The organism is Faucicola sp. SE7633 (assembly GCF_059264685.1).
Window position 1 is genome coordinate 1 of record NZ_JCADBW010000028.1, and the last position, 25252, is coordinate 25252.

The 25252-nt window shown below is 51.9% G+C and carries 18 protein-coding genes and 2 riboswitches; of the genes, 8 read left to right on the top strand and 10 right to left on the bottom strand.

Going from position 1 to position 25252, the window contains the following annotated elements; genetic code table 11:
- Together AC5L4R_RS09170 and AC5L4R_RS09175 are read left to right on the top strand one after the other, a co-directional pair.
- Positions 1-323: RNA-guided endonuclease InsQ/TnpB family protein (locus AC5L4R_RS09170; RefSeq protein WP_494473635.1), on the top strand; the 323-nt coding region annotated here is incomplete at its 5' end.
- 28 nt (positions 324-351) lie between these two features.
- A complete protein-coding gene (locus AC5L4R_RS09175; protein WP_494478046.1) occupies positions 352-1125 on the top strand; it encodes a CPBP family intramembrane glutamic endopeptidase in 774 nt (257 codons plus the stop codon).
- Between the two features lie 24 nt (positions 1126-1149).
- Here the strand turns inward: AC5L4R_RS09175 and dusA are convergent, their stop codons facing one another.
- The 3 genes from dusA to AC5L4R_RS09190 form a co-directional block, all read right to left on the bottom strand.
- Positions 1150-2115 (bottom strand): tRNA dihydrouridine(20/20a) synthase DusA, encoded by a 966-nt coding sequence (gene dusA / locus AC5L4R_RS09180; RefSeq protein WP_494473637.1) that lies wholly within the window; start codon positions 2113-2115, stop codon positions 1150-1152.
- Positions 2116-2126: 11 nt separating this feature from the next.
- Positions 2127-3551 (bottom strand): MFS transporter, encoded by a 1425-nt coding sequence (locus AC5L4R_RS09185; RefSeq protein WP_494473638.1) that lies wholly within the window; start codon positions 3549-3551, stop codon positions 2127-2129.
- Positions 3552-3641: 90 nt separating this feature from the next.
- Positions 3642-5225 (bottom strand): phospholipase D-like domain-containing protein, encoded by a 1584-nt coding sequence (locus AC5L4R_RS09190; RefSeq protein WP_494473639.1) that lies wholly within the window; start codon positions 5223-5225, stop codon positions 3642-3644.
- Positions 5226-5421: 196 nt separating this feature from the next.
- On the opposite strand from AC5L4R_RS09190, the gene AC5L4R_RS09195 reads away from it, so the two are divergent.
- On the top strand, positions 5422-6693 hold the full coding sequence (locus tag AC5L4R_RS09195; RefSeq protein WP_494473640.1) for an O-succinylhomoserine sulfhydrylase: 1272 nt from the start codon (positions 5422-5424) through the stop codon (positions 6691-6693).
- Between the two features lie 18 nt (positions 6694-6711).
- Here AC5L4R_RS09195 and AC5L4R_RS09200 read toward each other — a convergent pair whose 3' ends face one another.
- Positions 6712-7491, bottom strand: coding sequence for an NAD-dependent deacylase (locus AC5L4R_RS09200; RefSeq protein ID WP_494473641.1), 780 nt, complete (start codon positions 7489-7491; stop codon positions 6712-6714).
- Positions 7492-7663: 172 nt separating this feature from the next.
- On the opposite strand from AC5L4R_RS09200, the gene AC5L4R_RS09205 reads away from it, so the two are divergent.
- The 3 genes from AC5L4R_RS09205 to AC5L4R_RS09215 all read left to right on the top strand — a co-directional run bounded on the left by AC5L4R_RS09205 (position 7664) and on the right by AC5L4R_RS09215 (position 10223).
- Complete coding sequence (locus AC5L4R_RS09205) at positions 7664-7993, top strand: YbaB/EbfC family nucleoid-associated protein (protein WP_067055657.1); 330 nt, start codon at positions 7664-7666, stop codon at positions 7991-7993.
- A 139-nt stretch (positions 7994-8132) separates the two neighbouring features.
- A complete protein-coding gene (gene recR, locus AC5L4R_RS09210; protein ID WP_067055660.1) occupies positions 8133-8741 on the top strand; it encodes a recombination mediator RecR in 609 nt (202 codons plus the stop codon).
- Positions 8742-8939: 198 nt separating this feature from the next.
- Entirely contained in the window at positions 8940-10223 is a 1284-nt protein-coding gene (locus AC5L4R_RS09215; RefSeq protein WP_494473642.1) for a ribonuclease D, read from the top strand.
- 70 nt (positions 10224-10293) lie between these two features.
- Here the strand turns inward: AC5L4R_RS09215 and gcvP are convergent, their stop codons facing one another.
- The 5 genes from gcvP to gcvT all read right to left on the bottom strand — a co-directional run bounded on the left by gcvP (position 10294) and on the right by gcvT (position 16471).
- Complete coding sequence (gcvP, locus tag AC5L4R_RS09220; protein ID WP_494473643.1) at positions 10294-13185, bottom strand: aminomethyl-transferring glycine dehydrogenase; 2892 nt, start codon at positions 13183-13185, stop codon at positions 10294-10296.
- Positions 13186-13325: 140 nt separating this feature from the next.
- Complete coding sequence (locus tag AC5L4R_RS09225) at positions 13326-14060, bottom strand: nitroreductase family protein (RefSeq protein WP_494473644.1); 735 nt, start codon at positions 14058-14060, stop codon at positions 13326-13328.
- 76 nt (positions 14061-14136) lie between these two features.
- Positions 14137-14517: a glycine cleavage system protein GcvH gene (gcvH, locus tag AC5L4R_RS09230; protein WP_494473645.1), complete on the bottom strand. Its 381-nt coding sequence runs from the start codon at positions 14515-14517 to the stop codon at positions 14137-14139.
- Between the two features lie 145 nt (positions 14518-14662).
- Complete coding sequence (locus tag AC5L4R_RS09235; protein WP_494473646.1) at positions 14663-15064, bottom strand: MliC family protein; 402 nt, start codon at positions 15062-15064, stop codon at positions 14663-14665.
- Between the two features lie 213 nt (positions 15065-15277).
- Positions 15278-16471, bottom strand: a complete 1194-nt coding sequence (gene gcvT, locus AC5L4R_RS09240; protein ID WP_494473647.1) for a glycine cleavage system aminomethyltransferase GcvT — start codon at positions 16469-16471, stop codon at positions 15278-15280.
- Positions 16472-16590: 119 nt separating this feature from the next.
- Positions 16591-16716, bottom strand: a riboswitch (glycine riboswitch).
- A 25-nt stretch (positions 16717-16741) separates the two neighbouring features.
- Positions 16742-16861: riboswitch (glycine riboswitch) on the bottom strand.
- A gap of 162 nt (positions 16862-17023) precedes the next feature.
- Between gcvT and AC5L4R_RS09245 the strand changes: the two genes are divergently transcribed.
- Entirely contained in the window at positions 17024-17497 is a 474-nt protein-coding gene (locus tag AC5L4R_RS09245) for a hypothetical protein (RefSeq protein ID WP_494473648.1), read from the top strand.
- A gap of 26 nt (positions 17498-17523) precedes the next feature.
- The gene (gene ruvB / locus AC5L4R_RS09250) at positions 17524-18546 is read left to right on the top strand and encodes a Holliday junction branch migration DNA helicase RuvB (RefSeq protein WP_494473650.1); all 1023 of its coding nucleotides are present in this window, start codon (positions 17524-17526) and stop codon (positions 18544-18546) included.
- 94 nt (positions 18547-18640) lie between these two features.
- Here the strand turns inward: ruvB and AC5L4R_RS09255 are convergent.
- Positions 18641-25252, bottom strand: a 6612-nt coding sequence (locus AC5L4R_RS09255; RefSeq protein ID WP_494473649.1) for a hypothetical protein, incomplete at its 5' end; no start/stop codon positions are given.

Genomic DNA, 25252 nt, shown 5'->3' on the forward strand with positions numbered 1-25252 from the left:
TTAAAACCAGCCAATTTAACAGTAAAAAAGGCAAACTAGCCAAGTCGGTTTACGATGCAGGTTGGTTTGAACTGAAACGACAACTGACCTACAAATGCGAGCACGCAGGTTGCCGTTTTGAAATCGTAAATGAACGATACACTACCCAAACTTGCTCGTGCTGTGGCGATATGTCCAGTAGTCCGAAAGGTAGAGCAGGTTTGCGAATAAGAGAATGGACTTGTGCAAAGTGTGGCACATGGCATGATAGAGATATCAATGCCAGTCGGAACATTCTTGCGGTCGGGCTTGACCGTCTGGGAGCAGGAATCCCCTCACTTTAGGGAGGGGAGGAAGTCAACATCTATCGCCATGCCTGCCAAGCATTTTATGCCCACGGACTGCGCGCCGCGCCCAACGCTTGCCAAAACGCTGGCAGGGTGTATGGCGGTGTTGCTGGTGTTTTTTGTCACCCAACTACTGACAACGACATGGCTGGCAGGTTGGCTACTGCCCATGCTACGCGGCGCAGACTGGCGCGCGCAACTGGCAACTGGCGCACAAAGCGGCACGGTGATTGCAGCAAGCGTCATCATGACGTTACCGATTTTGGCCGCTGTATTGGCGGGGCTGTGTCGGCTGCGTGGTGAGAAAATCGCAAACAGTTTGGCACTGGCTATCCCCCCATCGCGGCACGTGTTTGACTGGCGGTGGTGGCTGGGTTTTGGCGCGTTGTTGCTCGCGCTAAATGTTGTGTTAGAGTGTCTTGGGCGTTGGCTGCAGCGTGAGCCGATGGCGTTTATGGATGATTTGGCCGCCAGTGCGCAGCCGTTTTGGTGGTTGGTGGTGGCGATGGTCATTGCCGCACCGATTTATGAAGAATTGGTGTTTCGCGGCTTTATGTGGACGGCACTGGCACAAAGTCAGTGCCAAGGACGCAGGGTGGGCGCGTGGGGCGCAAGTATCATCACCAGTGTGATTTTTGCGCTAATCCACGTGCAGTACGGCGCGGTTGAGATGCTGGGGATTGTCGCCTTGGGTATGTTGTTTGCCGCGGCACGGGCAAAAACAGGCGCGTTGTATCTGCCGATTTTTTTGCACATAACCAACAACGGCTTGGCGATGGCGCAGTATATTTGGGGCTAAAGCCGTCTATTGCACAGATGGTGGTTAGCGCACATCATTTTGCCGCAATACCGCCTCACCTGCGTGCTGAATTTGGCTTAGCGTCAAAGATTTTTGCCCGCTCAAGGCTTGCCGCCACTTACGCGCGCCTGCCAAACCCTGAAACAGCCCCAAACCGTGGCGCACAATCAACGTCAGCGGCATACCACGGCGTTCACAATCCGCCAAAAATTCCAGCCAACCATAAAATACCTCGGTGCGCGTTGGCGGCGTTTTGCCCCACAAGGTTTGCGCTTGCGCCAAAATATACGGGTTGTGGTACGCCTCGCGCCCAATCATCACACCATCGACATGCTTTAAATGCTCACCCATCGCGTCTAACGTTGTGATACCGCCATTGATTTCAACCAACAGTTCGGGAAATTCGCGCTTGAGTCGATACACCTCATCATAGCGCAAAGGCGGAATCTCGCGGTTTTGCTTGGGGCTTAGACCCTGTAGCCATGCAATGCGCGCGTGTACGATAACATGGCGACAACCTGCCGCCGCCACCTCGCCGACAAAATCGCACATAAAGTCATAGCTATCAAATTCATCAATGCCAATACGGTGCTTGACGGTGACAGGCACATCCACCGCCGCTTGCATCGCCGCCACCATCTGCCCAACGCGCTTGGGGTGTGCCATCAGACACGCACCGATTTCATAATGCTGCACGCGGTCAGACGGACAGCCGACGTTCAAATTGATTTCATCAAAACCTGCCGCCGCGCCCAGCCGCGCACACCTTGCCAACGCCGCAGGATCAGAGCCGCCAAGCTGCAACACCACAGGGTGCGTGCGCTCATACAGCCGCAATAAATGCGCCGTATCGCCGTTTAAAATTGCCGACGTGCTGATCATCTCGCTATAGACATACACATCTGGGTTACACAGCCGCGCCAAATACAGATATTCAGGCAGCGTCCAGTCAATCATCGGCGCAGTGGATAAGCGTTTGTTTTCTAACATATTTTAAAAAATTAAAAAGTCGCCTGTTTGCTGAGCGTTGGGTTGTCTTCCATGCGGTATAGCCCATGCAGATTGTCTAGCATCATGCCGACCATCACGCCAATAATACCGACAAACGTCAAATACAGCAGCGGCGCAAAATGTAGCTGCTGGGTAAAATAATTCACCAGCAGCGTTGTCAGTCCGCCCACCAACGCAAACGCCATATTATAGCAAAATGCTACGCCACTTAGGCGCACTTGGGCAGGAAACAGCCGCACACACACACTGGGCACAATGCCAATCAGCCCCACACAAAACCCAAGCAGCGCGTAGGCAATCAGCATCAATTCAGGATACAGCTGCAGCACCGCAAAAAACGTTAAACTACTGATAATCAACATAAAACTGGCAATGGCAAACACGCGCCCTGTATTAAAACGGTCGGCATAGTAGCCAAACACCACCGAGCCCAACGCCGCAAACAACGCCGCCACCCCGTTAGCAATCCACATCAGCGCATCATCCATATCAAAATAATTAATCGCCAATGATGGCATCAGCATCAAAACCGTGACATACAAACTCGACACAATCAGCGACAGCGCGCAGCTAACACCAATGCCATAACGCTGATGGCGCAAAGCTTGCCGTAGGGGCTGATGCGCCGCGGTGCTTGCCGACGGGTCTTGTGTTTGACTGTGCCGCCATTGCAGCCACAACGGTGTTTCGGTCAAATGATAACGCAGTGCCATCGCCGCCAACGTACCAATCGCCCCAACAATAAACGGCACGCGCCAACCAACCGTCATCATCTGCAGCGGCGTTAGCATGGATGCCAGTAGCCAGCTCATCACATTCGCCAGCAGCGCACTGGCGATAAACATCGCCATCAGCCAGCCGCACATCGCGCCCAAATGCCAGCGCGGCATATGCTCTGCCAAATACACCCACAGCGTTGGCACTTCTGCCCCCATACCAACACCCTGTACAAAACGCAGTGCCACCAACAGCACCAAGGCCAACAGGCCGCATTGGTGATACGTCGGCAAGCAGCCAATCAGCAGCGTAGACACCGACATCAGTAGCAGTGACAACAGCATAATGGGTTTGCGCCCAATGCGGTCACCCAAACCACCGAGCCAAATCCCACCAAGCGGACGCGACGCATAACCCACCATCAGCATCACCAAAAATGCCCATTGCTGCCACGCCGTAGGCATGGTGTCGGGCAAGAATGCGCTGGTGATGGCATCGTTAAAATAAAAATACAGCGTAAAATCAAAGGCGGTGAAAAATGCCCCAAACGCAATCACTTTAACCAAGGTTTTTTCAGTCGCGTTAAGTTCGCGCAGTTCCTCACAGCTACCTTGAAAATACGGCATCGCACCACCCATATCAAACGCCAACGCGGGTGTTTCAACATGAAACACACCACAAAACAAACGTTTAGCCAACTAAGCCCAACAAAACAGCTTAATATATAAGAACGCTGTGTAAATTTTGCCAGTTTAATGTTGATTTTTGTAAGTCGCGCGCACAGCGCATCACAACAGCCATTCTATCGGCAAATACGTGGCGATTTTAAGCAACTCTTGTACCACAGGCTTGCGGTAGGGCTCGCGCGTTGTGTCATGCTCAGCACCCTCATCCAAACTCTGCCACACAATCCGCCCGTCTTTATTCAGTACCAGCCGATAACTGTTGGACAAATTGATATCATCCAACGCGCGATGAAACTCACGCGCCAACGCCGCGTCATACACCACCACGCCAAGCTCGGTATTGATATTGGCAGAACGTGGGTCAAGGTTGTACGAACCGATAAACACCAAGCGTTCATCAACGGCAAACGCCTTGCTGTGCAAACTGGTGTTGGCAGGGTGCGCGCGCTGGGTGAAGCGGTGATTGGCTCGGTGCGTCTTGGCGGTTGGGTTTAAGTCAGCGGTTGGCTTGAGCTCATACAAACGCACCCCACCGCGCAGCAGCGGCTCACGGTGCTTGCTGTAGCCTGCCTGCACAATCGGCACATCGGTTGCCGATAGCGCGTTGGTCAAGACGCGCACATCAACACCGCGCTGCGCCAGTTGTGTCAGCGTTGTCACGCCGCGGCGCGTCGGCACAAAGTAAGACGACACCAAGCTCAAACGCTGTTGCGGTACGCCAATCACCTCGGTTAAGCGATGCACAAGGCGTTGGTCTTTGTGGTCTTGCTTTAGTAGCTTGGCGGCAGGGTCGGCAAATACGGCCACAGCTGCCCACCGCCACGGATTTTTGCCAAAAATTTGTTGCTGCAAGCGGTGGTCGGCTTTGGGTAGGTTTGGCGATGGATGCGGCAGGCGAAGCTCTGCCAACAGGCGGGCCTGCGCGTGTGGGTCAGGCTTGACCAAGCGCGTGATATCAAACGCAAGCGGACTGTCCCAATACGCAGCAAAACTGTCCTCAATTTGCTGCGCGGCTATGCCTGCCAAAGCAATGTCTAAGTCGGCAAACGCCGTCGCGCTGTCTTGCGTGAGGTATTCGTCACCGATATTGCGCCCACCGATGATAGAAACCGTGCCGTCAAACGTCATGCTTTTGTTGTGCATACGGCGATGATAACGCGGCGCACCTAAGACAAAATTCAACGATTTGACACCGCGCAACGGTTTGGGATTTATGAGGCGCACGGTGATATTTGGCTGGGCATCTAAGGCAAATAAAAGCTGGTCAAGCTCGCTGTCGGTGTTTAAATCATCCAGCAGCAGCCGCACCTGCACACCACGCCGCGCCGCTGCTAATACGTCGCGTAGCATCTGCCTGCCCGATGCATCGTGGTGCCAAATGTAATATTGCATGTCGATGGACTGGCGCGCCTGTTGGCTCAATAGCCGCCGCGCACCGTAGGCTTCACCACTGGTGGTAAGCACATGATAGCCCGATAAGCGTTTGGGGTCGGGGTTGGTGGTCAGGTCAAATAAGGCAGACGGTCGGCTGGTTTGACTGGTTTGGGCGTGTACAGCGGCTGGGTGTATTGGGGCAGACGTTGGCGCAATGGCTGTCTTGGGCGGCTGGTCGGGCAGCAGGGCAAGGCTTAGGCTTTGACAGCCTGTGATTTGACAGCTTATGCTTATGATAAGCAGGCTTGCCAAACACGCCGCCCACAAACGCTGCGTGTTTGGTGTTGATTTTGCATGGTGGTTTGCCCAACGTTTGCCGATTGTTTTGCCCAATTCAAGCTTGCCCCTGTGCTGCTCACAAGCGCATTAGCATACACCATCACTTGCATTTAAGCAGCAAATTTGCCACACTAGTTTTTAGCATTTTTTACCATTGGTACAAATATCCATGACACCACACCCTACCGACCACAAACCCGAACCCGTGATTGATGCAAATTGGCGCGATGATGCGCTGGATTTGGCACAAGGCTATGCCGATGCCACCATCGGTGTGCGCGCAGGCTATCATCGCACCGATGAAGGCGAACACAGTGAGGCGATGTTTACCACCAGCTCATTTGTCTATCAAAGTGCCGCCGATGCCGCCGCGCATTTTGATGGCAGCAAAAAGGGCAACCTCTATGCGCGCTTTACCAACCCAACCGTGCGTGCGTTTGAGCGGCGTTTGGCAGCGTTGGAGCAAGGCGAGCGCGCTGTTGCCACCGCCACGGGCATGGGCGCGATTTTGGTCATGTGTCTGGCGTACCTGAAGGCAGGTGACCACTTGCTGGCTGCCAAACAGTTGTTTGGTAGTTCCATCACGTTGTTTAATACCTATTTGACGCAATACGGGATTGAAGTCAGTTACGCTGATATCAGTGATTTGGCCGCGTGGCAAGCCGAAATTCGTCCCAACACCAAGTTATTGTACGTTGAAAGCCCAAGCAATCCGTTGGCGCAAATCGCCGATATCCCTGCATTGGCAGACTTGGCGCACCAAAATGACGCGCTGTTGGTGGTCGATAGCTGTTTTGCCACACCGATTTTGCAAAAACCGCTGACGCTGGGCGCGGATATTGTCATTCACTCTGCCACCAAATACATCGACGGACAAGGGCGCGTATTGGGCGGTGCGTTGGTGGGTAGCCATGCATTGCTTGAGGCGGCGTTTAATGTCGTGCGCACCGCAGGGGTGAGCCTGAGCCCATTTAATGCGTGGGTGCTGCTCAAAGGGCTAGAGACGCTTGGGCTGCGGATGCGCGCGCACTGCCACAATGCCAACCGCGTGGCGATGTTTTTAAGCGGGCATCCTAAGGTTGAGCGCGTGCACTTCTCGGGCTTGCCTGACCACCCAAATCATGAGCTTGCCAAACGCCAGCATGACCAAACTGGCGCGGATGAGATGGGCAATTTTGGCGCGATTGTTGGTTTTGAAGTGGTAGGTGGCAAAGATGCGGCGTGGCAGGTCATTGACAGCACGCGCATGATTTCTATCACCAATAATTTGGGTGATGCCAAATCGACCATCACGCACCCTGCGACAACAACGCATTTTCGCATGACCCCCGAAGCACGCGCGGCAGGCGGCATTCGTGATGGCTTGATTCGTTTGTCGGTTGGGCTTGAGGATGCTGACGATATCATCAATGACCTAAAACGCGGTTTGAATGCGCTTTAATATTAAGCGTTAAATCCATTAAGCCTTAAAGACGTGCTGAAGCAAAAGCGGTACAACCGCACCTGCTTTGCCTGCCAAGACGATATCAACGGCGGGTGTTTGTGTCGGTGTGGGGTTGATTTCAATCACCGTCGCGCTGTGGTGTTTGGCCATATCAATCAAACCTGCGGCAGGATAGACCACGCTTGATGTGCCGATGCTGACCAGCACGTCACAGGTTTGGCAAGCGCGTTCGGCACATTGCCATGCCGCAGGCGGTAGCATTTCACCAAACCATACGATATCAGGGCGCAGCGCACCACCACAATGTGGGCAAGCGGTTGATGTGGCCACGTGCGTTTGCGCCTGCGCTGACGGCTCAAACGCCCTGCCACAATCTTGACACCGATCGCGCGCCAACGTGCCATGTAGCTTGCTGACCTTTGCGCCTGCTGCCTCATGTAGGCTATCAACGTTTTGGGTCAGTAGGCTTACAGTTTGGCCTGCCGCTTGGGCTTGCCGTTGCCATTGAGCTAACGCGTGGTGGGCGGCATTGGGCTGTTTGTCGGCAATTTGCTCGCGCCACCAATTATGCCAGCGCAGCACCACGTCAGGCTCGCGCGCAAACGCAGTGCGACTGACCAAGTATTCGGGTTGGTACTGCTGCCATAGCCCCGTCAAGCGGTCACGAAACGTCGGAATACCGCTTTCTGCCGATACGCCTGCGCCTGTTAGCACGGCAATGTGGTTGGCGCAGCGCAGCGCGTGGACAGCGGCAGCAAATTCGGTGGTATCATTAAACCCAAGGGCAGTTTGCATACGCGTTTCACCGTTTAGAAGGCTTGCAATCAACACACAGCTTAGCAAGATTGCCGGTATTTAACAACCGTCACCCCTGCCGCCCAATGGACAGCATGCGGCAAAATTCGTTACAATGTGTGATGAATTGGGCGTATTTTTAGCCAACACTCTAAGCCATAAGGATTGACCTATGAACCTACAAGCCTTGATGCAACAAGCACAAATGATGCAAAAACAAGTCGAAACCAACGTTGAAAACGCCAAGAAAAAACTGGCAGAACAAGAAGTCCACGCCGAAGCAGGCAACGGCTTGGTTAAGGTTACCATGAATGGTCGCCACGTGGTCAAACGGATCAACATCGACCCAAGCTTGCTGGCAGACGAACCCGACATGATTGAAGATTTGATTGCCGCTGCCATCAATGACGCGGTACGCCAAGCTGACGCGCTGCACGAGCAAGCCATGGCAGGCGCGACCAACGGCATGGGCTTGCCACCGGGTATGGCAAACTTATTCTAAGGCGCAAACTGATTTTAAGGCATGGTTTTGGGCAAAAGCGTTTGAATTTGCCGTGTCAATAACTTGCGTTTATACCGCCTAAGCCCCATCTATAGCGGACTGTAGATAATTTTTTGAATAAGGCTTTGGTGTGCGTGCTATGCTTACCCCAAAATTTGATACCTTGGTGCAACAGCTAAAAATCCTACCAGGTGTGGGCAACAAAACCGCCCAACGTATGGCATTGCACCTTTTGACGCACAAACGCGCGCAGGGCATGGCGCTAGCAGACGCGCTGATGGTTGCCATGAGCCAAATCAAGCAGTGTCAGCGTTGTCGCGGATTATCCGACGATGAGATATGCCCTGTATGTGCCGATCCACGGCGCAGTGACAGCATGTTGTGTATTGTCGAAACCGCCGCTGATATGATGGCGATTGAGCAAACGGCAAATTTTAACGGCAAGTATTTTGTTTTGGGCGGGCATTTGTCGCCGATGGACGGCATAGGCGCAGAGCAACTGGGCTTAGATGATTTGGTGGCGTTGCTGCGCCATCAGCACGACAGCGGTGAGCCTGTGCAAGAGGTGATTTTGGCAACCAGTACGACGGTTGAAGGGCAGACCACAGCACATTTTGTCAGTGAGGTGGTCAAACCATATGTTTTACGCATTACGCGTATTGCCCAAGGCATTCCGATGGGCGGTGAGCTTGGCTATCTTGACGCGATGACACTGGGGCAAGCCTTACAAAATCGCGCCAGTTGGTGAGTTTGGTAGGGTATGTGGTGTTTGCCGCTGTTTTAGCCGTTTGATGTTTAGCTGTTTCATATAAACGGTAAAGCAGTCGCCTTCACGGATAGCACCCAGTCATTAAGTCATTCACAGCAGCCAAAGGCAGCGCGCCCAATAACCGCCTCAGCGTGCCGAGTTTTAGCCATTTTTTTAACCCACTAAGCCTTGTAGACCATGCCAACCAATCACGCCCAAACTTCAGCCGTACGAAGCCCACTGACGGACGCGCAGCGTCGGCAGCTGACCGATTTGCCAACCTACTGGATAACCACACAAGAGCAATTGTTTGATTTGCTGGATGAAATCGACACCTGTAAGCGAATTGCGTTGGATACCGAATTCATCAAACGTGACACGTTTTATCCAATTTTGGCGTTGGTGCAGGTCAATACGGGTAAGGGCGTGTATTTGCTGGATGTGCCCAAGCTATACATGGACGAATTTTGGGAAGTTATCCGCGATGTGCCAACGCTGGTGCTACATGCGTGTGGCGAGGATTTGGGCATTTATTATTTGTTGTCCAAATTGCCGCCGCTGACGAATGTCTTTGATAGCCAAATTGCGCTGGGTTTTTTGGTCGGTGAAGGCGCGTGGGGCTATCAGCGCGCGTTGGCGGACGTGCTTGGTATTCATGTCGATAAAGGCGAAAGCCAGTCCGACTGGCTACAGCGTCCTTTGACCTTTGAGCAAGAGCAGTACGCGGCAGATGATGTGCGCTATCTGCTGGCACTGCACGATGCCATCGCCGAGCAGCTAGCGGCGCGCGGGCTGCTGGATTATGCGCGCGAGGATTGCCAAAGCTACGCGCGTGAGGTGTACGACAACATCAACACCGCCGATGATGCGCTGTATCTGTCGGTGGCGGATTTTCGTGACACGCCGCAGCAGTTGGCGCTGCTGCGCGCGCTGTGTGAATGGCGTGAACAGCTGGCGCGTTCGCTCAATCGTCCGCGCACGTTTATATTGCGCCCACAGACGCTGCGTGAAATCGTCGATAAACCGCCGCACAGTATCAAGCAATTGAGCTTTACCAGTATCAAGCCAAACGTGATTCGCCAGTACGGGCAAGAGATTTTGGCGTTGGTGGCTGAGGTACGCCAAACTGACCCGACAAGCTACCCTGCAACGTTGCCGCCACCGTACCGTAACCTAAGCAATAGCGTGCAAAAAGCCATCAGCCACGCCACACGCGAGCAGGCCGCCAAACTGGGCATGGATGATTCGGTTTTGATGCGTAAAAAATGGCTTAGCGAACTGTACGCGCAAGTGTTGGCAAGCCAAACGGCGCAAGCGGGTGTAGAGCCCCCCACAACCGACGCAGCCTCAGCGCATCTGTCGCCATGGCTGAGTGGCTGGCGGCAGGATTGGACGCTTGTGACCTTGGTGCCGATACTGCAAGCAGCCGTTGGGCAAGCGGCTGATGTGGCAGCCGATAGCAGCCCATCAATAGCCGATTAAGCCATGCTTCATGTAAAAAACAAAAAAACCGCCCAAAACCATTGAGCGGTTTTTTTTGTCACATCCTATCTTACTCAGCGATTTCACCGTTTTCATAACTTGCCACATCAGGGCAGCTACACACCAAGTTTTTGTCGCCATACACATCATCAACGCGGCTGACACTTGGCCAAAACTTGTGCGCGCGCACGAATGGCAACGGGTACGCGGCTTCATCGCGGCTATAAGCGTGTGACCATTCACCTGCGATGACTTCAGCGGTGTGCGGCGCATTGACCAGTGGGTTGTCATCGGCTGGCCATTCACCTGCCGCCACGCGCTCAGCTTCGCGTTTGATTTGCACCAACGCGGCGATAAAGCGGTCAAGCTCGGCTTTGTCCTCGGACTCGGTGGGCTCAATCATCAGTGTGCCTGCCACAGGAAATGACATCGTCGGCGCATGAAAACCGTAATCCATCAAACGCTTGGCGATATCGACCTCGGTGATACCTGTTTCGGCTTTAAGCGGACGAATATCAATGATGCATTCATGCGCCACGCGGTGGTTATTGCCTGTGTACAAAATCGGGTAGTGCGCGGCAAGCTGACTTGCCACATAGTTGGCATTGAGCAGTGCCGCCTCGGTGGCACGGCGCAGCCCATCCCGACCCATCAGGGTGATATACATCCAAGAAATTGGCAAAATACTGGCAGAGCCAAACGGCGCAGCAGACACTGCCGTCATACCTGCTTGCGCGCTGGGGACAGGTGCAACGCTGTGATTGGGTATAAACGGTGCAAGGTGCGCTTTTAGCCCAATCGGTCCCATACCAGGGCCGCCACCACCGTGCGGAATACAAAAGGTTTTGTGCAAGTTCATGTGTAGCACATCTGCGCCCACCTCGGCAGGTTGCATCATCGCCACCTGCGCGTTCATGTTCGCGCCATCCATGTACACTTGCCCACCGTGTTGGTGAATCAACGCACAGATATCACGAATGCCTGCCTCAAACACACCGTGCGTCGACGGGTAAGTAATCATCAACGCGCCCAAGTTGTCGCTGTGCTGCTCGGCTTTGGCAGTCAAATCAGCGATATCGACGTTACCTTGTTCATCGGTTGCAACCACCACCACCTGCATGCCCATCATTTGTGCGGTGGCAGGGTTAGTGCCGTGCGCAGAACGCGGAATCAAGCAAATATTGCGGTTGGCTTGTCCCAAGCTTTCATGATAACGGCGGATTGCCAACAGCCCTGCGTATTCGCCTGACGCGCCTGAGTTGGGCTGCATCGAAATCGCGTCAAACCCCGTGATGGCCTTGAGCTGCGCCTCAAGCCCTGCAATCATCTGTAAATACCCACCGACTTGGTCACGCGGTGCAAACGGGTGGACATTGGCAAATTCATGCCACGTAATTGGCAACATCTCGCTGGTGGCATTAAGCTTCATTGTGCAGCTACCCAGCGAAATCATGCTGCGGTTCATCGCCAAATCTTTGTCCTCAAGCTGTTTGAGGTAGCGTAGCATTTGGTGCTCGGTGTGGTGACGGTTAAACACAGGATGGCTTAAAATCGCATCGTTGCGTAGCAGGGTATCGGGCAATGACATCGTCAATGCGTCGGGCAAATCCGCCGCCGCGCCAAATAATTGCGTTAAAATAGCGAAATCGTGCGCGTCACTGATCTCACTAAATGCCACCGCAATATGACTATCATCGACCTTGCGCAAATTAAAACCAACGTTGAGCGCATTTTGATAAATCTGCTCGGTTTGCCCGTCAGTATGCACCAACACCGTATCAAAAAACGTTTGGTGCACCACGCTAAGCCCTGCGTTTTGCAAGGCTTGGGCAAATGCCGTTGCCAACCCATGGATGCGTGTCGCAATACGGCGCACACCAATCGCGCCGTGATACACAGCGTACATACCCGCCAAATTTGCCAGCAGCACCTGCGACGTGCAGATATTAGAATTGGCTTTTTCACGGCGAATGTGCTGCTCACGGGTCTGTAATGCCATGCGCAAGGCAGGTTTGCCGTTGGCATCTATCGACACACCGATGATGCGCCCTGGGGCAGAGCGTTTTGCCGCATCTTTAAAGGCAAAATATGCCGCGTGAGGCCCGCCAAAACCCATCGGCACGCCAAAGCGTTGGGTATTGCCCAAGGCGACATCCGCCCCCATCTGGGCAGGCGATTTAAGCAAGACCAAGCTCATGACATCCGCCGCGACAATCGCCAACGCGCCGTTGTCTTTGACTTGCGTGATGATATCGGTCAAATCAACCACATCACCGTCACGCCCAACGTACTGAAAAATCGCACCAAAAAATTCACCGTTTGCCGCCGTGTCAAAATCACCCACGACCACATCCCAACCAAAATATTTGGCACGGGTACGAATCACATCAAGCGTCTGTGGCAAAATACGCGCATCGACAAAAAATTGTTTGGATTTTGACTTACTGAGGCGTTTTGCCATCGCCATCGCTTCTGCGGCGGCGGTAGCCTCATCCAGCAGAGACGCACCTGCCAAGTCTAGTCCTGTCAAGTCGATACACATTTGCTGAAAGTTTAATAATGCCTCAAGTCGCCCTTGTGCAATCTCGGCTTGGTAAGGTGTGTACGCGGTGTACCAACCGGGATTTTCTAGGACATTGCGCTGGATGACCGCAGGCAAGCGTGTGGGGTAGTAGCCCAAACCGATATAGCTTTTATTGACCTTGATTTTGTCGGCAAGCGCGCGCAATTTTGCCAACGCTTCATGCTCAGGTACGCTCAATGGCAAATCAAGCGCACGGTTTAGCCGTACCGCTTCAGGTACAGTTTGGGCGATAAAATCCGCCATACTATCTGCGCCAACCGCCGCCAACATCGCTTGTTGCGCGTGTGCGTCAATGCCCACATGCCGCGCGACAAACTCGCTGTGATTAAACACGTCGGCAAACGTCGTCCATTGCGTTTGCTGTGCTGTTTTTGCCATTGCTTGCTCTCCCATACCAACACTCACCAGCCCAATGGGCTGTTTTGACAGGCGTAACCACCGCCTTTTACAAACAAATTTGCCAAGCCACCGCGCTCAATCACTCAAGCCGCTGACTTGGCAAATTGCGTCACTGAAACTTAAACAGTTACGACAAAGCGTTCGCGCTCAAAGCGATATTGCTCGCTATAAATGCCATCATCGGCGCGTTCCCCTGCACCGATTACCATGCAAATGTATTGATGCTCATTTAAGCCCAAGACTTTGCTCAGCTGTTCTTCATCAAAACCACCCATTGGGCAGCTATCAAAACCATACGCGCGCAATGCCAACATCAGGTTTTCAGCGGCCAGTGCCGTGCTAATAAGCGCCCAGTTTTTGACATCCGCTTCGGTATAATACGGATCTACGGCCGCACCTTTGACTTGGCGTTGCACTTGGATTGCCGCCCATTTGACAGGCGATAGCACATTGAGTGACCCACGGGTAAACGCAAACGGCATAAGCTTACCATAATACGTTTTGACCGCTTTTGGTACAGGCTTTGATGGGTAATAGGTGATATTGTCTTTGGCGTTTTGCTGCCATGTATCACCGCGCCCCACACAGACGATTAAGCGATTGGCAGTTTTTGCCGCGTTTTGGCTCATGCAGCACTTCACCACCGCATCACGCATGGATGGCGAGTCAATAACAAAAAATTGCCACGGCTGTAGGTTGCTGGAATTGGGTGCGAGCATGGCGATATCCAAACACGCATGTAACACTTCATCACTAATCGGGGTGTCGGTAAAACGGCGCACCGAACGGCGTGAGCGTACCACATCGCCAAACGTCGATTCGGCAAACACCTTGGCAGGGTCAAACGTACTCATGTTGTTGTTCCGTTTTAAAATAAAAAATGAAAGTGGGCAAAGGCTCACAGGCTATTTTGACTGTCAGCCATCTTGGCTACAAGCTATCTTGATAATCATCCGCGTCCATCAAGCCGTCATAATCATCGGCGTTTTCAGGACGGATTTTAAAGAACCAACCATCGCCATACGGGTCGCTGTTGATGGTTTCAGGCGCGTCAATCAGCGCGCTGTTGATTTCGATGATTTCACCTGCGATGGGCGCGTACACGTCAGACGCGGCTTTGACCGACTCAACCACGGCGATTTCGTCATCGGCTTCAACGGTTGCGCCGACTTCGGGTAGCTCAACATACACGATATCACCCAACAGGTCTTGCGCGTGGTCGGTGATACCCACCGTTAGCGTGCCGTCAGCTTCTTGGCGTAGCCATTCATGGCTGGCGACGTATTTTAAATCTGCTGGAATTTGGCTCATATCCCTATTTCCCAGTATTTTTAACAATATTTTATTTCATTAAAAATGGTTATTAAAAATATGGTCGATAAAGTTACCGACCATATAGTGTTGGCTGCTACCCATCAATCATGACGCATCAATCGGCAACAAAGCGAGTAGAACATTATTGGCTGCAAGCAAAGTTAAATTGCTGGCCTTGGGTGACCACGTTCAACAACGCTGATGAACCATCAACAGTCCATGTGTAAACGGTGCTAGCATCGCGGTTAGCCAATTGATAACGGTTGCCGCCCACGGTATTTGGGTCTTGTTTTAGCAACATGGCCGCGTCGTTCAACGTTAGCATCGGTGCAGTGATTTTTAGGTTCGCTGAGCCGTTGTTCAAGCCGTTGGTACGGGTGTTTTGGTTGTAAAACGCTGTAACTTGTGCGTTGTTGTCGCAGCGGTAAGTCACTGAGCTGTCTTGAACAGCTTGGATTTGGGCTGGGCTAGGTTGTGCCACGTTGGTTGAGGTACATGCGCCCAATACGGCAACCATGGGAACAAGAGCAAGTAGCTTTTTCATAACTATTCCTTCCTTTATCAATAATAGGGGTAAAAACACTTACCCAAAAAATGTCCAACATTGGCAAGAAGTTTAGGTAACCCAGACGCGCCATAGCCGCCTGTATCTTACCAGCGTCGGTGTATCCAGTGATGTTTAAACGCAATCGCTAAACCGCGTCCGCATAAACTGGCTAATGCCCATCATAGCATTAGCAAGCCCACACACGCTAGCTTATGCGAATTGTTTTTTGCCATTTCTCACAAAAGGTAACGAAATGATACGAACGGCGGTGGGTTTGCCGCGTAAGTCCACATGGGCTTGTGTATCAGCCGCGATGTCTAACGCAGGCACGCGCGCAATGGCAATCGACTGTTTAAGCGTTGGTGAAAACGTACCGCTGGTAATCACACCCATACGGCCATCGGCAAGCGTCACCGCCATGCCCTCGCGCAACACGCCACGCCCGTCTAGCACCAAGCCCACTTGGCTGTATGCTTGACCTGTTTGCTCAGCGTGTTGTTGCTTGGCAAGCATGGCTGCCTTGCCGATAAAATCGCGCGCATCATCGAGTGCCAGCGTCCACGCCATGCCGCATGCAAAAGGCGTGATGGTTTCATCCATTTCATGCCCATAAAGGTTCATACCTGCCTCAAGGCGCAGCGTGTCACGCGCACCCAAGCCAGCAGGGGCAACGCCTTGCGCGACCAAATCGACAAAAAACTGTGTGGCAGCGGTCGCAGGTAATATCACCTCAACGCCATTTTCGCCCGTGTAGCCTGTGCGCGCAACAAACCACCCTGCGCCCTCAATGTCACCCAAATCCTTGCCGACAAATGGCTTTAAGCTTGCCAACACCTGCGCCCAAGTAGGTTTGGCGGCGGATAATTTGGCAATCGCATGGGGGCCTTGCACCGCCAGCATGGCTAAATCATCACGCACTTGCAGCGTCACATCAGCAAAATCCTGCGCCACCTGCGCAAAATGTGCCAAATCTTTGTCACGTGTGGCAGCGTTTGACACAATGCGATATGCGGTTTGTGCCTCATTCATGCGATAGACGATTAAATCGTCAATCACGCCGCCTTCAGCATTGAGCATGGCAGAGTACACCGCCTTGCCAACGGTTTTGGCTTTATTGATGTCATTGGCAATCAAGCGTTGTAGCCATGCTTTGGCATCTTGCCCCGTGATATCGCTAATCACCATGTGCGAGACATCAAACATGCCAGCATCGGTGCGCACCGCGTCATGTTCTTGGATTTGTGAACCGTAATGAATCGGCAGCTCCCAGCCCGAAAAATCCACCAATTTGGCATTGTGGGCGACGTGCGCGTCATAAAATGGCGTACGCTGCAACGGCTGACAGGAGGCAGCGGTTTGCGCGGGGGCAGCTTGAGCAGGGATAGGGGTTGGTATTTTTGACATGGGGCAATCCTGTCACATGGGCAAATGGGTTGGGGCAATTTAACAATGTGCTTGAAATTTAGCAATGTACTTGATTTGATGCGCTTGATTCGATTTGAATAAAGCGCGCAACCAAAACGATAGCCCTATCTGTCCTGTGACCTGAGATTTTCAACCGTTTGATGCAATGATCAAACTGTTTTTTCCCCTTCGGTGATGGCATACATTGGCTGATATGTGCCGCCATGCTCTCCAGATGTGTGTGCCGATGACAAACGCGTGGTTTGCGCGGCGTGATGTTCAGTCCTGTGACCTGAGCGATTGTAGGGTTTTTGCGCCTTCGGTGATTGCAAACGGACGGCTTGTTGTGTGGCTGACCATACCGCCGCAATGCTCTCCTGACATCAAGCCTATTATGCAAAGTTTTGCTAAGTTTTACAAGCCTTTTAAGCGTTTCATAGCAAATGGTTGCGCCTTGTTAAACCACAAGCAATCGTCCATGCGCATACCGCTAAACTGTGCTACACTAAACCACCATCACAGTGACGGCACAGGCGATTGGCAGGAGAGATTGTGGATATTATCAGCACGACGTTTGCAGGCATTTTTGCCATGTTGGCATTGGGCGGCAGTATTGACCAAACAGACAGCAAGTCCACCAAAATCACCTTGCCTGACCGCCAAACCAGCACTTACACCATGCCAAGCCTTGCAGGCGAGTGGCAGCTACAGCTGACCAAAACCGACCCCAAACAGCCAAATTGCCAAGAGCGTTACAACTTTGCCCGTGATGACGTCTTTATCAGCGCAAGTGGTAGAGAATTTAGCTATGGCAAATACCGCGTGTTTGATTTGCCCAATAGCTTGCCGATTTTATTGGTACAAACCACCTACGACAACAACCAAACTGACTGCTCAGGCGTGCGGATTGACCAATCCGGTGAGCTTTTGGTCAGCTATATCAAGCAACAAGGCAATACCATGTACTGGTGCGCCGACAAACAAGGCAAGCGCTGCCCGATGAAATTGCAACGCGTATTGCCATAAGTTTTTTAAAATTTATTTAAAATATGATGTTACCACCAAATTTTAACCAACCGCCTGTAGGCTTAGCCAAAGCAGGGCAGGGTGCAGACCGCCTGATTAGCCCCGTGGGGCGGCGCGAGGATAGCGCAGATAGCCAGATTCGCCCAAGCCTGTTGGCAGAGTATATCGGTCAGCCGACGGTCAAAGAGCAAATGCACGTGTTTATCGACGCGGCGCGCAGTCGGCAAGAAGCGCTTGACCACACGTTGATTTTTGGCCCGCCTGGGCTGGGTAAAACCACGTTGGCAAATATCATCGCGCGCGAGATGGGCGGTAATTTGCGTTCAACGTCCGGCCCGGTGCTTGAGCGGGCAGGTGATTTGGCCGCTATGCTGACCAACCTTGAAGCAGGCGATGTGTTGTTTATTGATGAAATTCACCGTTTAAGCCCTGTCATCGAGGAAATCTTGTACCCTGCCATGGAAGATTTTCAGCTTGATATCATGATTGGCGAAGGGCCGGCTGCGCGTTCGATTAAACTGGATTTGCCGCCGTTTACCTTGGTTGCCGCGACCACACGGGCAGGGTTACTAACCTCGCCACTGCGTGACCGCTTTGGTATCGTGCAGCGGCTGGAGTTTTATAGCGTTGCGGATTTGACGACCATTGTGGCGCGTTCAGCGCGTTTGCTGAATGTGCCTATGACCGAAGACGGTGCGCGTGAGGTGGCTCGCCGATCGCGTGGTACGCCGCGTATCGCCAACCGTTTGCTGCGCCGCGTACGTGATTATGCCCAAGTCAAAGGCGATGGCACGGTAACAGCAGAGATGGCGCACAGCGCGCTGGATATGTTGGCGGTGGATAAACGCGGACTAGACGGGCTTGACCGCCGTTATTTAGATACACTAAAAGAACGTTTTGATGGTGGGCCTGCAGGTGTTGAGTCTATCGCGGCAGCTTTGGCAGAAGACCGGGGTACGCTTGAGGATGTCATCGAACCGTATTTGATTCAGCAAGGCTATATCGTGCGCACCGCTCGAGGCAGGATGTTGGCAGGCGTTATAGACTAATATGTGGTTGTTTTACGCCATATTAAATGCTGCCTTGATAAATTAAATAAGCCCCAATCTTGGTTGGGGCTTATTGTTGTATTGCCTATTAAGGTTAGTTGCTTGGGCGACAGAAGCTTGCCATATTTGCGGTAACCAGCGTGCCAAATGGGCTGATGGTGTTCGGACGCGTGCCTGTGCTGTTTGTTTGATCCAATGTGACATCGTCTTGAACCAACGGTAAGCTAATTGTACGCTGCCCTCTAAACTCACTACCATCGACACGGGTGGTGACCCACACGGTTGCGGTCATCCATTGAGCGTACTCCTTACGATAACGAATGGTAAAGTCAAGCTTTCCTGCGCTATCGGTGCGGACGACTTGATTGCTACCAAGCTGCTGACCATCGCGGCCCAACACGGTGATGGGGTTGATTGGGGTCAGCTGACCGTCACCGTTATAGTCCTCGCCTGCATCTAGAATACCATTGCGATTGAGGTCTTCGTTAAGGCAGCTGGCTGACCCCGTCATTTGTGTGCTACGTCCACTGGTGTTATCAAAATAACTTTGCCCCCATCGCGCAGGCTGTTCTGGCACTGCGGGTGTGGTAACGTTACCGTTATCATCACGTACTTCTGGCACTTCAGGCACTCGAGGTATAACACGCCATAGACCCAGAGTATAAGTCTCTGGTACAACCGCAATCGATACCTCTTGATTGGCCGCAGGCTGACCAACTGAATTATTGACAAAGATTGAGCCATCTTGTAAATAATAAATGTTGTCAGCGCTTACCTGCAGTGTGTCTGAGAACGCAAAGCCGATATACGTTGCCATGCTTTGTACGGTTAGCCGCTGGCTTGCAACCTGCGGTCTGGTAACGTTGGTGTATTCGTTACCGATTCTGACTTGATTGACCGCAGCGCGAATCTCAACGCCATTGACAGGAGTAGGCACTCCACCAGCAAAATAAGCAATCTGCGCCACGCCGCTATCGTTGGTGAGTGCGGTGGCCGAGCTTAGCCGTCCAGAAGATGGGTCGGCTACAATGCTAAACTCCACCAAAGCGTTTTTGATTGGTGCATCATTGCTATCACGCACTGTCGCAATCACATTGGTTTCACCATTGACGCTTACTGTCGAATTGGTGACCTGAAGCAATAGTTTTTGGACATCATTTGAAATAAAGCTGACAGTGCTGTTTAACAGCGTATTGTCATTGTGCGTGAGTGTCAGACGTGCCGTTCCAGGTGCATCAGAGCGTAAGCCACCAAAGGTAACTTGTCGTGACTCAGGCACGGTCACACCCAAGCGCGATTGTCCATTACCAAATACGCCACGATCGGTTGATAAGTACACCACGTTACCCACAGGGATATCGCTAGGTAGATTGACCACCACGTCACCTGAATTGCCAACGCTAAGCTCATTATTGGTGACATCTGTGCCGTTTCGCTGTAGGCTTAGGCTCAAGCGATTGGGATCAACTTGGGTAAGTGTTACCAATGGGAAGTCTTGGCTGATGCGTTGATTGTTTCTATCTGTCCCCTCAACACGTACGGATAGTGGATAAGTACCATTGGCGGCAGCGCCAAGCGCGGCGGTATTAACGCTAACCCTGAAGTTACCAGCGTTATCTGTATTAGCCGCAATAGGTATTGCCAGCGGTTGATTGTTATTTAACAATGTCACACGGGTATTGGTGATGGCACGACCACCGCCATCAACCAATTGACCAGATATACTAATGGTTTCGTTGTCAGTGACCGATGTTTTGGAGGCTAACACATTGCGTACCGCTGTGCCCGTAACAGGAATTTCAAGCGTTTGCTCTTCGGTACGGAACACACCGTCATTCACCATAACGCGCACACGTGCCGTGTGGTCAAGTTTAGCCACCAATCCCACATCGCTTTGACGTAGATTAAACTCAACGTAGCCGTTCTCGTTGGTGCGTAACGCAGAATTGGCGTCAAATGATAAGCCTTGTCTAACGCCATCATCCAATAGCTGTAAGAAGACGGGCACGTTGGCTTGTACGCCACCTTGTGTATCAAGCACACGTACGGCAAGCGTCATGGTATCGCTAGCCGTATTTAGGCGCTCTTTGGATTGAGTAACAAACAACTCATAGGCTTGCGTGCTGCTGTTGTTGGTTGCGCCACGCAGCACCGTTGTCATGCGTGCGTTGCCTGACTGCGCGGTGATGGTCACACCATTGCGCAGCATCTCAGTCACCTGCGTAACTTCAAGCTCGATGGTTGCGCGCCCATCAGCACCTGTTTTAACCACAGCGCCCGTATTATTGATCAAGCCTGAATCCGTTGGCACGTTAAAGCTAACTGACGCATTGGGTACAATTGCACTGTTTTGGTCAAGCACCACAGCAGTGAGCTTGACTTTATTACCAACGTTCATGGCAATGTTATTAAACTCTGAGCGCAACATCAAGGTTGCGGCTTGGTTGCTGGCATCCGTCATTGGCGCTCTGAGAGTTGTTTGGGCAGTTTTGTCACCCGCATTGACGCGCACAGTCAAGCCCATCGTTTGTAAATAAATACGCTGTTCATCGGTTAGGGCACGTGACTGCAGTTGTAGGGTTGCCTCGCCATTGGCATTGGTAAGCACATTATTTTGTGGGCTTGCGGCAAAAATACCGGTCGCGTTGGTATCATCAATTACAAAACTAACTGGTACATTAGCCAAAGCATTATTTGCCGTATCGCGCAAAATTGCAGTGACATTGATGGTCTCGTTGCCATCGGTGCTGATCGTGTTGGTATCTGTGATTAAAGCCACGCTATTGACGGTCACACTAGGTTGCGGCTGAGCTTGCAGCGTCAATGCGGTTTGCTGACCATTGGCCGTGGCGTTGATGGTAATGCCGTTTTGCAATGCCGTGCGCTGGGCTTCGGTCAATGACTGAACACGTAGCTTGATGCTGGCTTGGCCGTTTTGGGTGCGTACCGTTGAAGGTGATAGGCTAATTAACCCCGACTCAGCCAACGATGGCAGATTAAAGGTCACAGGTACGCCGTCAGCTACTTGGCCGTTATTGGCATCAACAACCAAAGCAGTGACCGTAAATTCACTACCAATTGTCAGCGGAATACGGCTAATGTCTGACACAAGTGTGAGCGCATTGACTTTGGTCTCGTTGGCACCTTGTCCTTTTAAGGTAAATATTCCCTGTTTGCCATTAGGTGCTGTAACGGTGATGGGCAAGCCATTTTGCAGCTGTTGTTTTTGAGCCTCAGTGAGCTGAGATTTAATTTCAAGTTCAATCTTCGCTTCACCGCGTTCGTCGGTACGTACAGTTGAGCCTGTTCCCACGGTTGAGCCTGTGATATTAAACACACCAGTCAGCTGTGGATTTGGGATATTAAAACTTAGATCAACATCTTTTATACCGCCGAAGTTATCATCCAAGGCAACCGCTGTGACCGTCACTTTGCTGCCAGCAACCATCAAAATGGTATTGCTATCAGCAGTGACGGTGACGTTCTGCACTTCTTTAGCAACCACAGTATCTTTGACACCAAGCGTGATCGGTGCGATTGCAGCGCCGTTAGGTACGTTGGCGGCAATCTTAAGCCCGTTTTGTTGCAGGTAGGTGCGTTGCGCGGCGTCGAGTTTCTTCAGCTCAACAGTGATGGTGGCTTGTCCTTCACTATTGGTGGTAACTGTTGAGCCTGTTAAATTAACAAAACCAGTTTGGTCAAGACTTGGCAGGCTAAAGGTAACAGGAACACCACTAAGTGCACCACCATTGGCGTCCGCTACACTTGCGGTAACAGTAATTTTACTGCCGGGTAGCATGTCAAATTCAGCGACATTGCTTGAAAGCACGCCGCTAGTAACTTTGGCGATATTTGGATTGGTAGCGGCCGCGGCTGGGTCAGCAGCACGAACAGCAATGCTGCCAGTTACATCACGGGTTGGGTTGGCAGCGGTGTTTTTCGCGGTAGCGGTCAAGCGTGCGCCGTTTTGTAGCAAATAGGCTTTGGCGGCCTCTGACTTCACTTCAAGCTCGACAGTGGCCTCACCGTTGGCATTGGTGGTTACATTTGAGGCATCTGACACCACATAGACACCTGTAATAACAGGGTCATCGACCAAATTAAAGCTAACTGGTACACCACCGATACCAATATTATTACCGTTGAGCACTGAGGCGGTTACAGTAAAGCGCTCACCCACTTTGACGTTAAACGCATTGGCAGGAGAGGTCAGACGTACGCGCTGTACGTCAAAGCGTTGTGTGGTGTTGTCCACGCCTTGCAAGGTTAGGGTCGGTGCTTGTTTGCCGTTGGCCGTGGCGTTGATGGCAAAGCCTTTTAACAGATTGGCACGCTGCTCATCAGTCAATGACTGAACCTGTAGCGTGATTACCGCTTGCCCTTGCTCGTTGGTGGTGACTGTCGATGGTGATAGGCTAGCCACGCCATAATCGTCAAATGAAGGCAGATTAAAGGTGACAGGGATATTTGCCAGCGCACCATTTTGCGGGTCAAGTGCGGTTGCGGTGATAGTAAACTGGCTGCCTACAGTCAGTGGGATGTTGGTGACATTTGACGTCAAAGCAACATTGCCGACAACCGTTTCACTGACAGGTTGTCCAGTAATGACGATAGAGCCAGTTTTACCATTGGTTGAGACAACTTCAACCGTCACCCCTTCTGCTAAGGCGCGTTTTTGTTCAGCACTCAAGGCAGATTTGACTTCAAGTTCGATGATAGCTTCACCACGGGCGTTGGTGTTGATGGTTGAACCTGTGGTGTTGAATACACCTGTGAGTGCAGGGTCGGTGATGTTGAAGGTCAGCGCTTGGTTTGCCATGCCACCAAAGTTGCTATCTAGGGCAATGGCAGTGACTTTGACGCGGCTGCCTGCTGCCATCAAGATGGTGTTGCTGTCAGCGGTGACTGATACGCTATTGACGTTTTGTTCAATCGCAGGCGGATTGGTGCTGATGGTGATTGGATTGACGCGGGTGCCATTTGGTACGCTGGCATTGACGACAAAGCCGTTGTTAAGTAGGTAGTCACGCTGTGCTTGGTTGAGTGATTTGATTTCAAGCTCAATGGTGGCTTGACCCTGTTCGTTGGTGATAACCGTTGAACCTGTTAGGTTGGCAATGCCAGTTTGTTCAAGCCCTGGTATGCTGAAGGTGACAGGTACGTCACGAAGTGCACCACGATTGGCGTCGGCAATGTTGGCTGTGACGCTAAATTTGGTGCCTGTGGTAAGGTCAAGTTGGTTGATGCTACTTGATAGTAAGGCACTGGCAACTTTGGCACTGTTGGGCTGTTGGGCTACTGGTGTGGGATCAACCCCTTGTACCGTGAGTGCTGTTGAGCGTACGTCAGATGGGGTAGCACTTGCGGTGTTTTTGGCTGTGGCGTAGAAGTTTACGCCATTAATGAGTGCTTGTTTGTGCGCCTCAGATTTGACTTCTAGCTCAATGGTGGCTTCACCACGGGCGTTGGTGGTTACGTTACTGATGTTTGATACAGCATAAAGCCCTGTGTTGCTTGGGTTTGGTACACTAAAGCTGACAGGTACCCCAGCGATTGGTTCATTGCTTGGATTAAGTACTGAGGCGGTGATAGTGAACTTCTCACCAACTTTGATGGTGTATTTGTCAAAGGCTTTATTTAGGATAACACGACGTACGTCAAAGCGTTGTGTGGTGTTGTCCACACCTTGCAAGGTTAGGGTCGGTGCTTGTTTGCCGTTGGCCGTGGCATTGATGGCAAAGCCTTTTAGCAGATTGGCACGCTGCTCATCAGTCAATGACTGAACCTGTAGCGTGATTACCGCTTGCCCTTGCTCGTTGGTGGTGACTGTCGATGGTGATAGGCTAGCCACGCCATAATCGTCAAATGAAGGCAGATTAAAGGTGACAGGGATATTTGCCAGCGCACCATTTTGCGGGTCAAGTGCGGTTGCGGTGATAGTAAACTGGCTGCCTACAGTCAGTGGGATGTTGGTGACATTTGACGTCAAAGCAACATTGCCGACAACCGTTTCACTGACAGGTTGTCCAGTAATGACGATAGAGCCAGTTTTACCATTGGTTGAGACAACTTCAACCGTCACCCCTTCTGCTAAGGCGCGTTTTTGTTCAGCACTCAAGGCAGATTTGACTTCAAGTTCGATGATAGCTTCACCACGGGCGTTGGTGTTGATGGTTGAACCTGTGGTGTTGAATACACCTGTGAGTGCAGGGTCGGTGATGTTGAAGGTCAGCGCTTGGTTTGCCATGCCACCAAAGTTGCTATCTAGGGCAATGGCAGTGACTTTGACGCGGCTGCCTGCTGCCATCAAGATGGTGTTGCTGTCAGCGGTGACTGATACGCTATTGACGTTTTGTTCAATCGCAGGCGGATTGGTGCTGATGGTGATTGGATTGACGCGGGTGCCATTTGGTACGCTGGCATTGACGACAAAGCCGTTGTTAAGTAGGTAGTCACGCTGTGCTTGGTTGAGTGATTTGATTTCAAGCTCAATGGTGGCTTGACCCTGTTCGTTGGTGATAACCGTTGAACCTGTTAGGTTGGCAATGCCAGTTTGTTCAAGCCCTGGTATGCTGAAGGTGACAGGTACGTCACGAAGTGCACCACGATTGGCGTCGGCAATGTTGGCTGTGACGCTAAATTTGGTGCCTGTGGTAAGGTCAAGTTGGTTGATGCTACTTGATAGTAAGGCACTGGCAACTTTGGC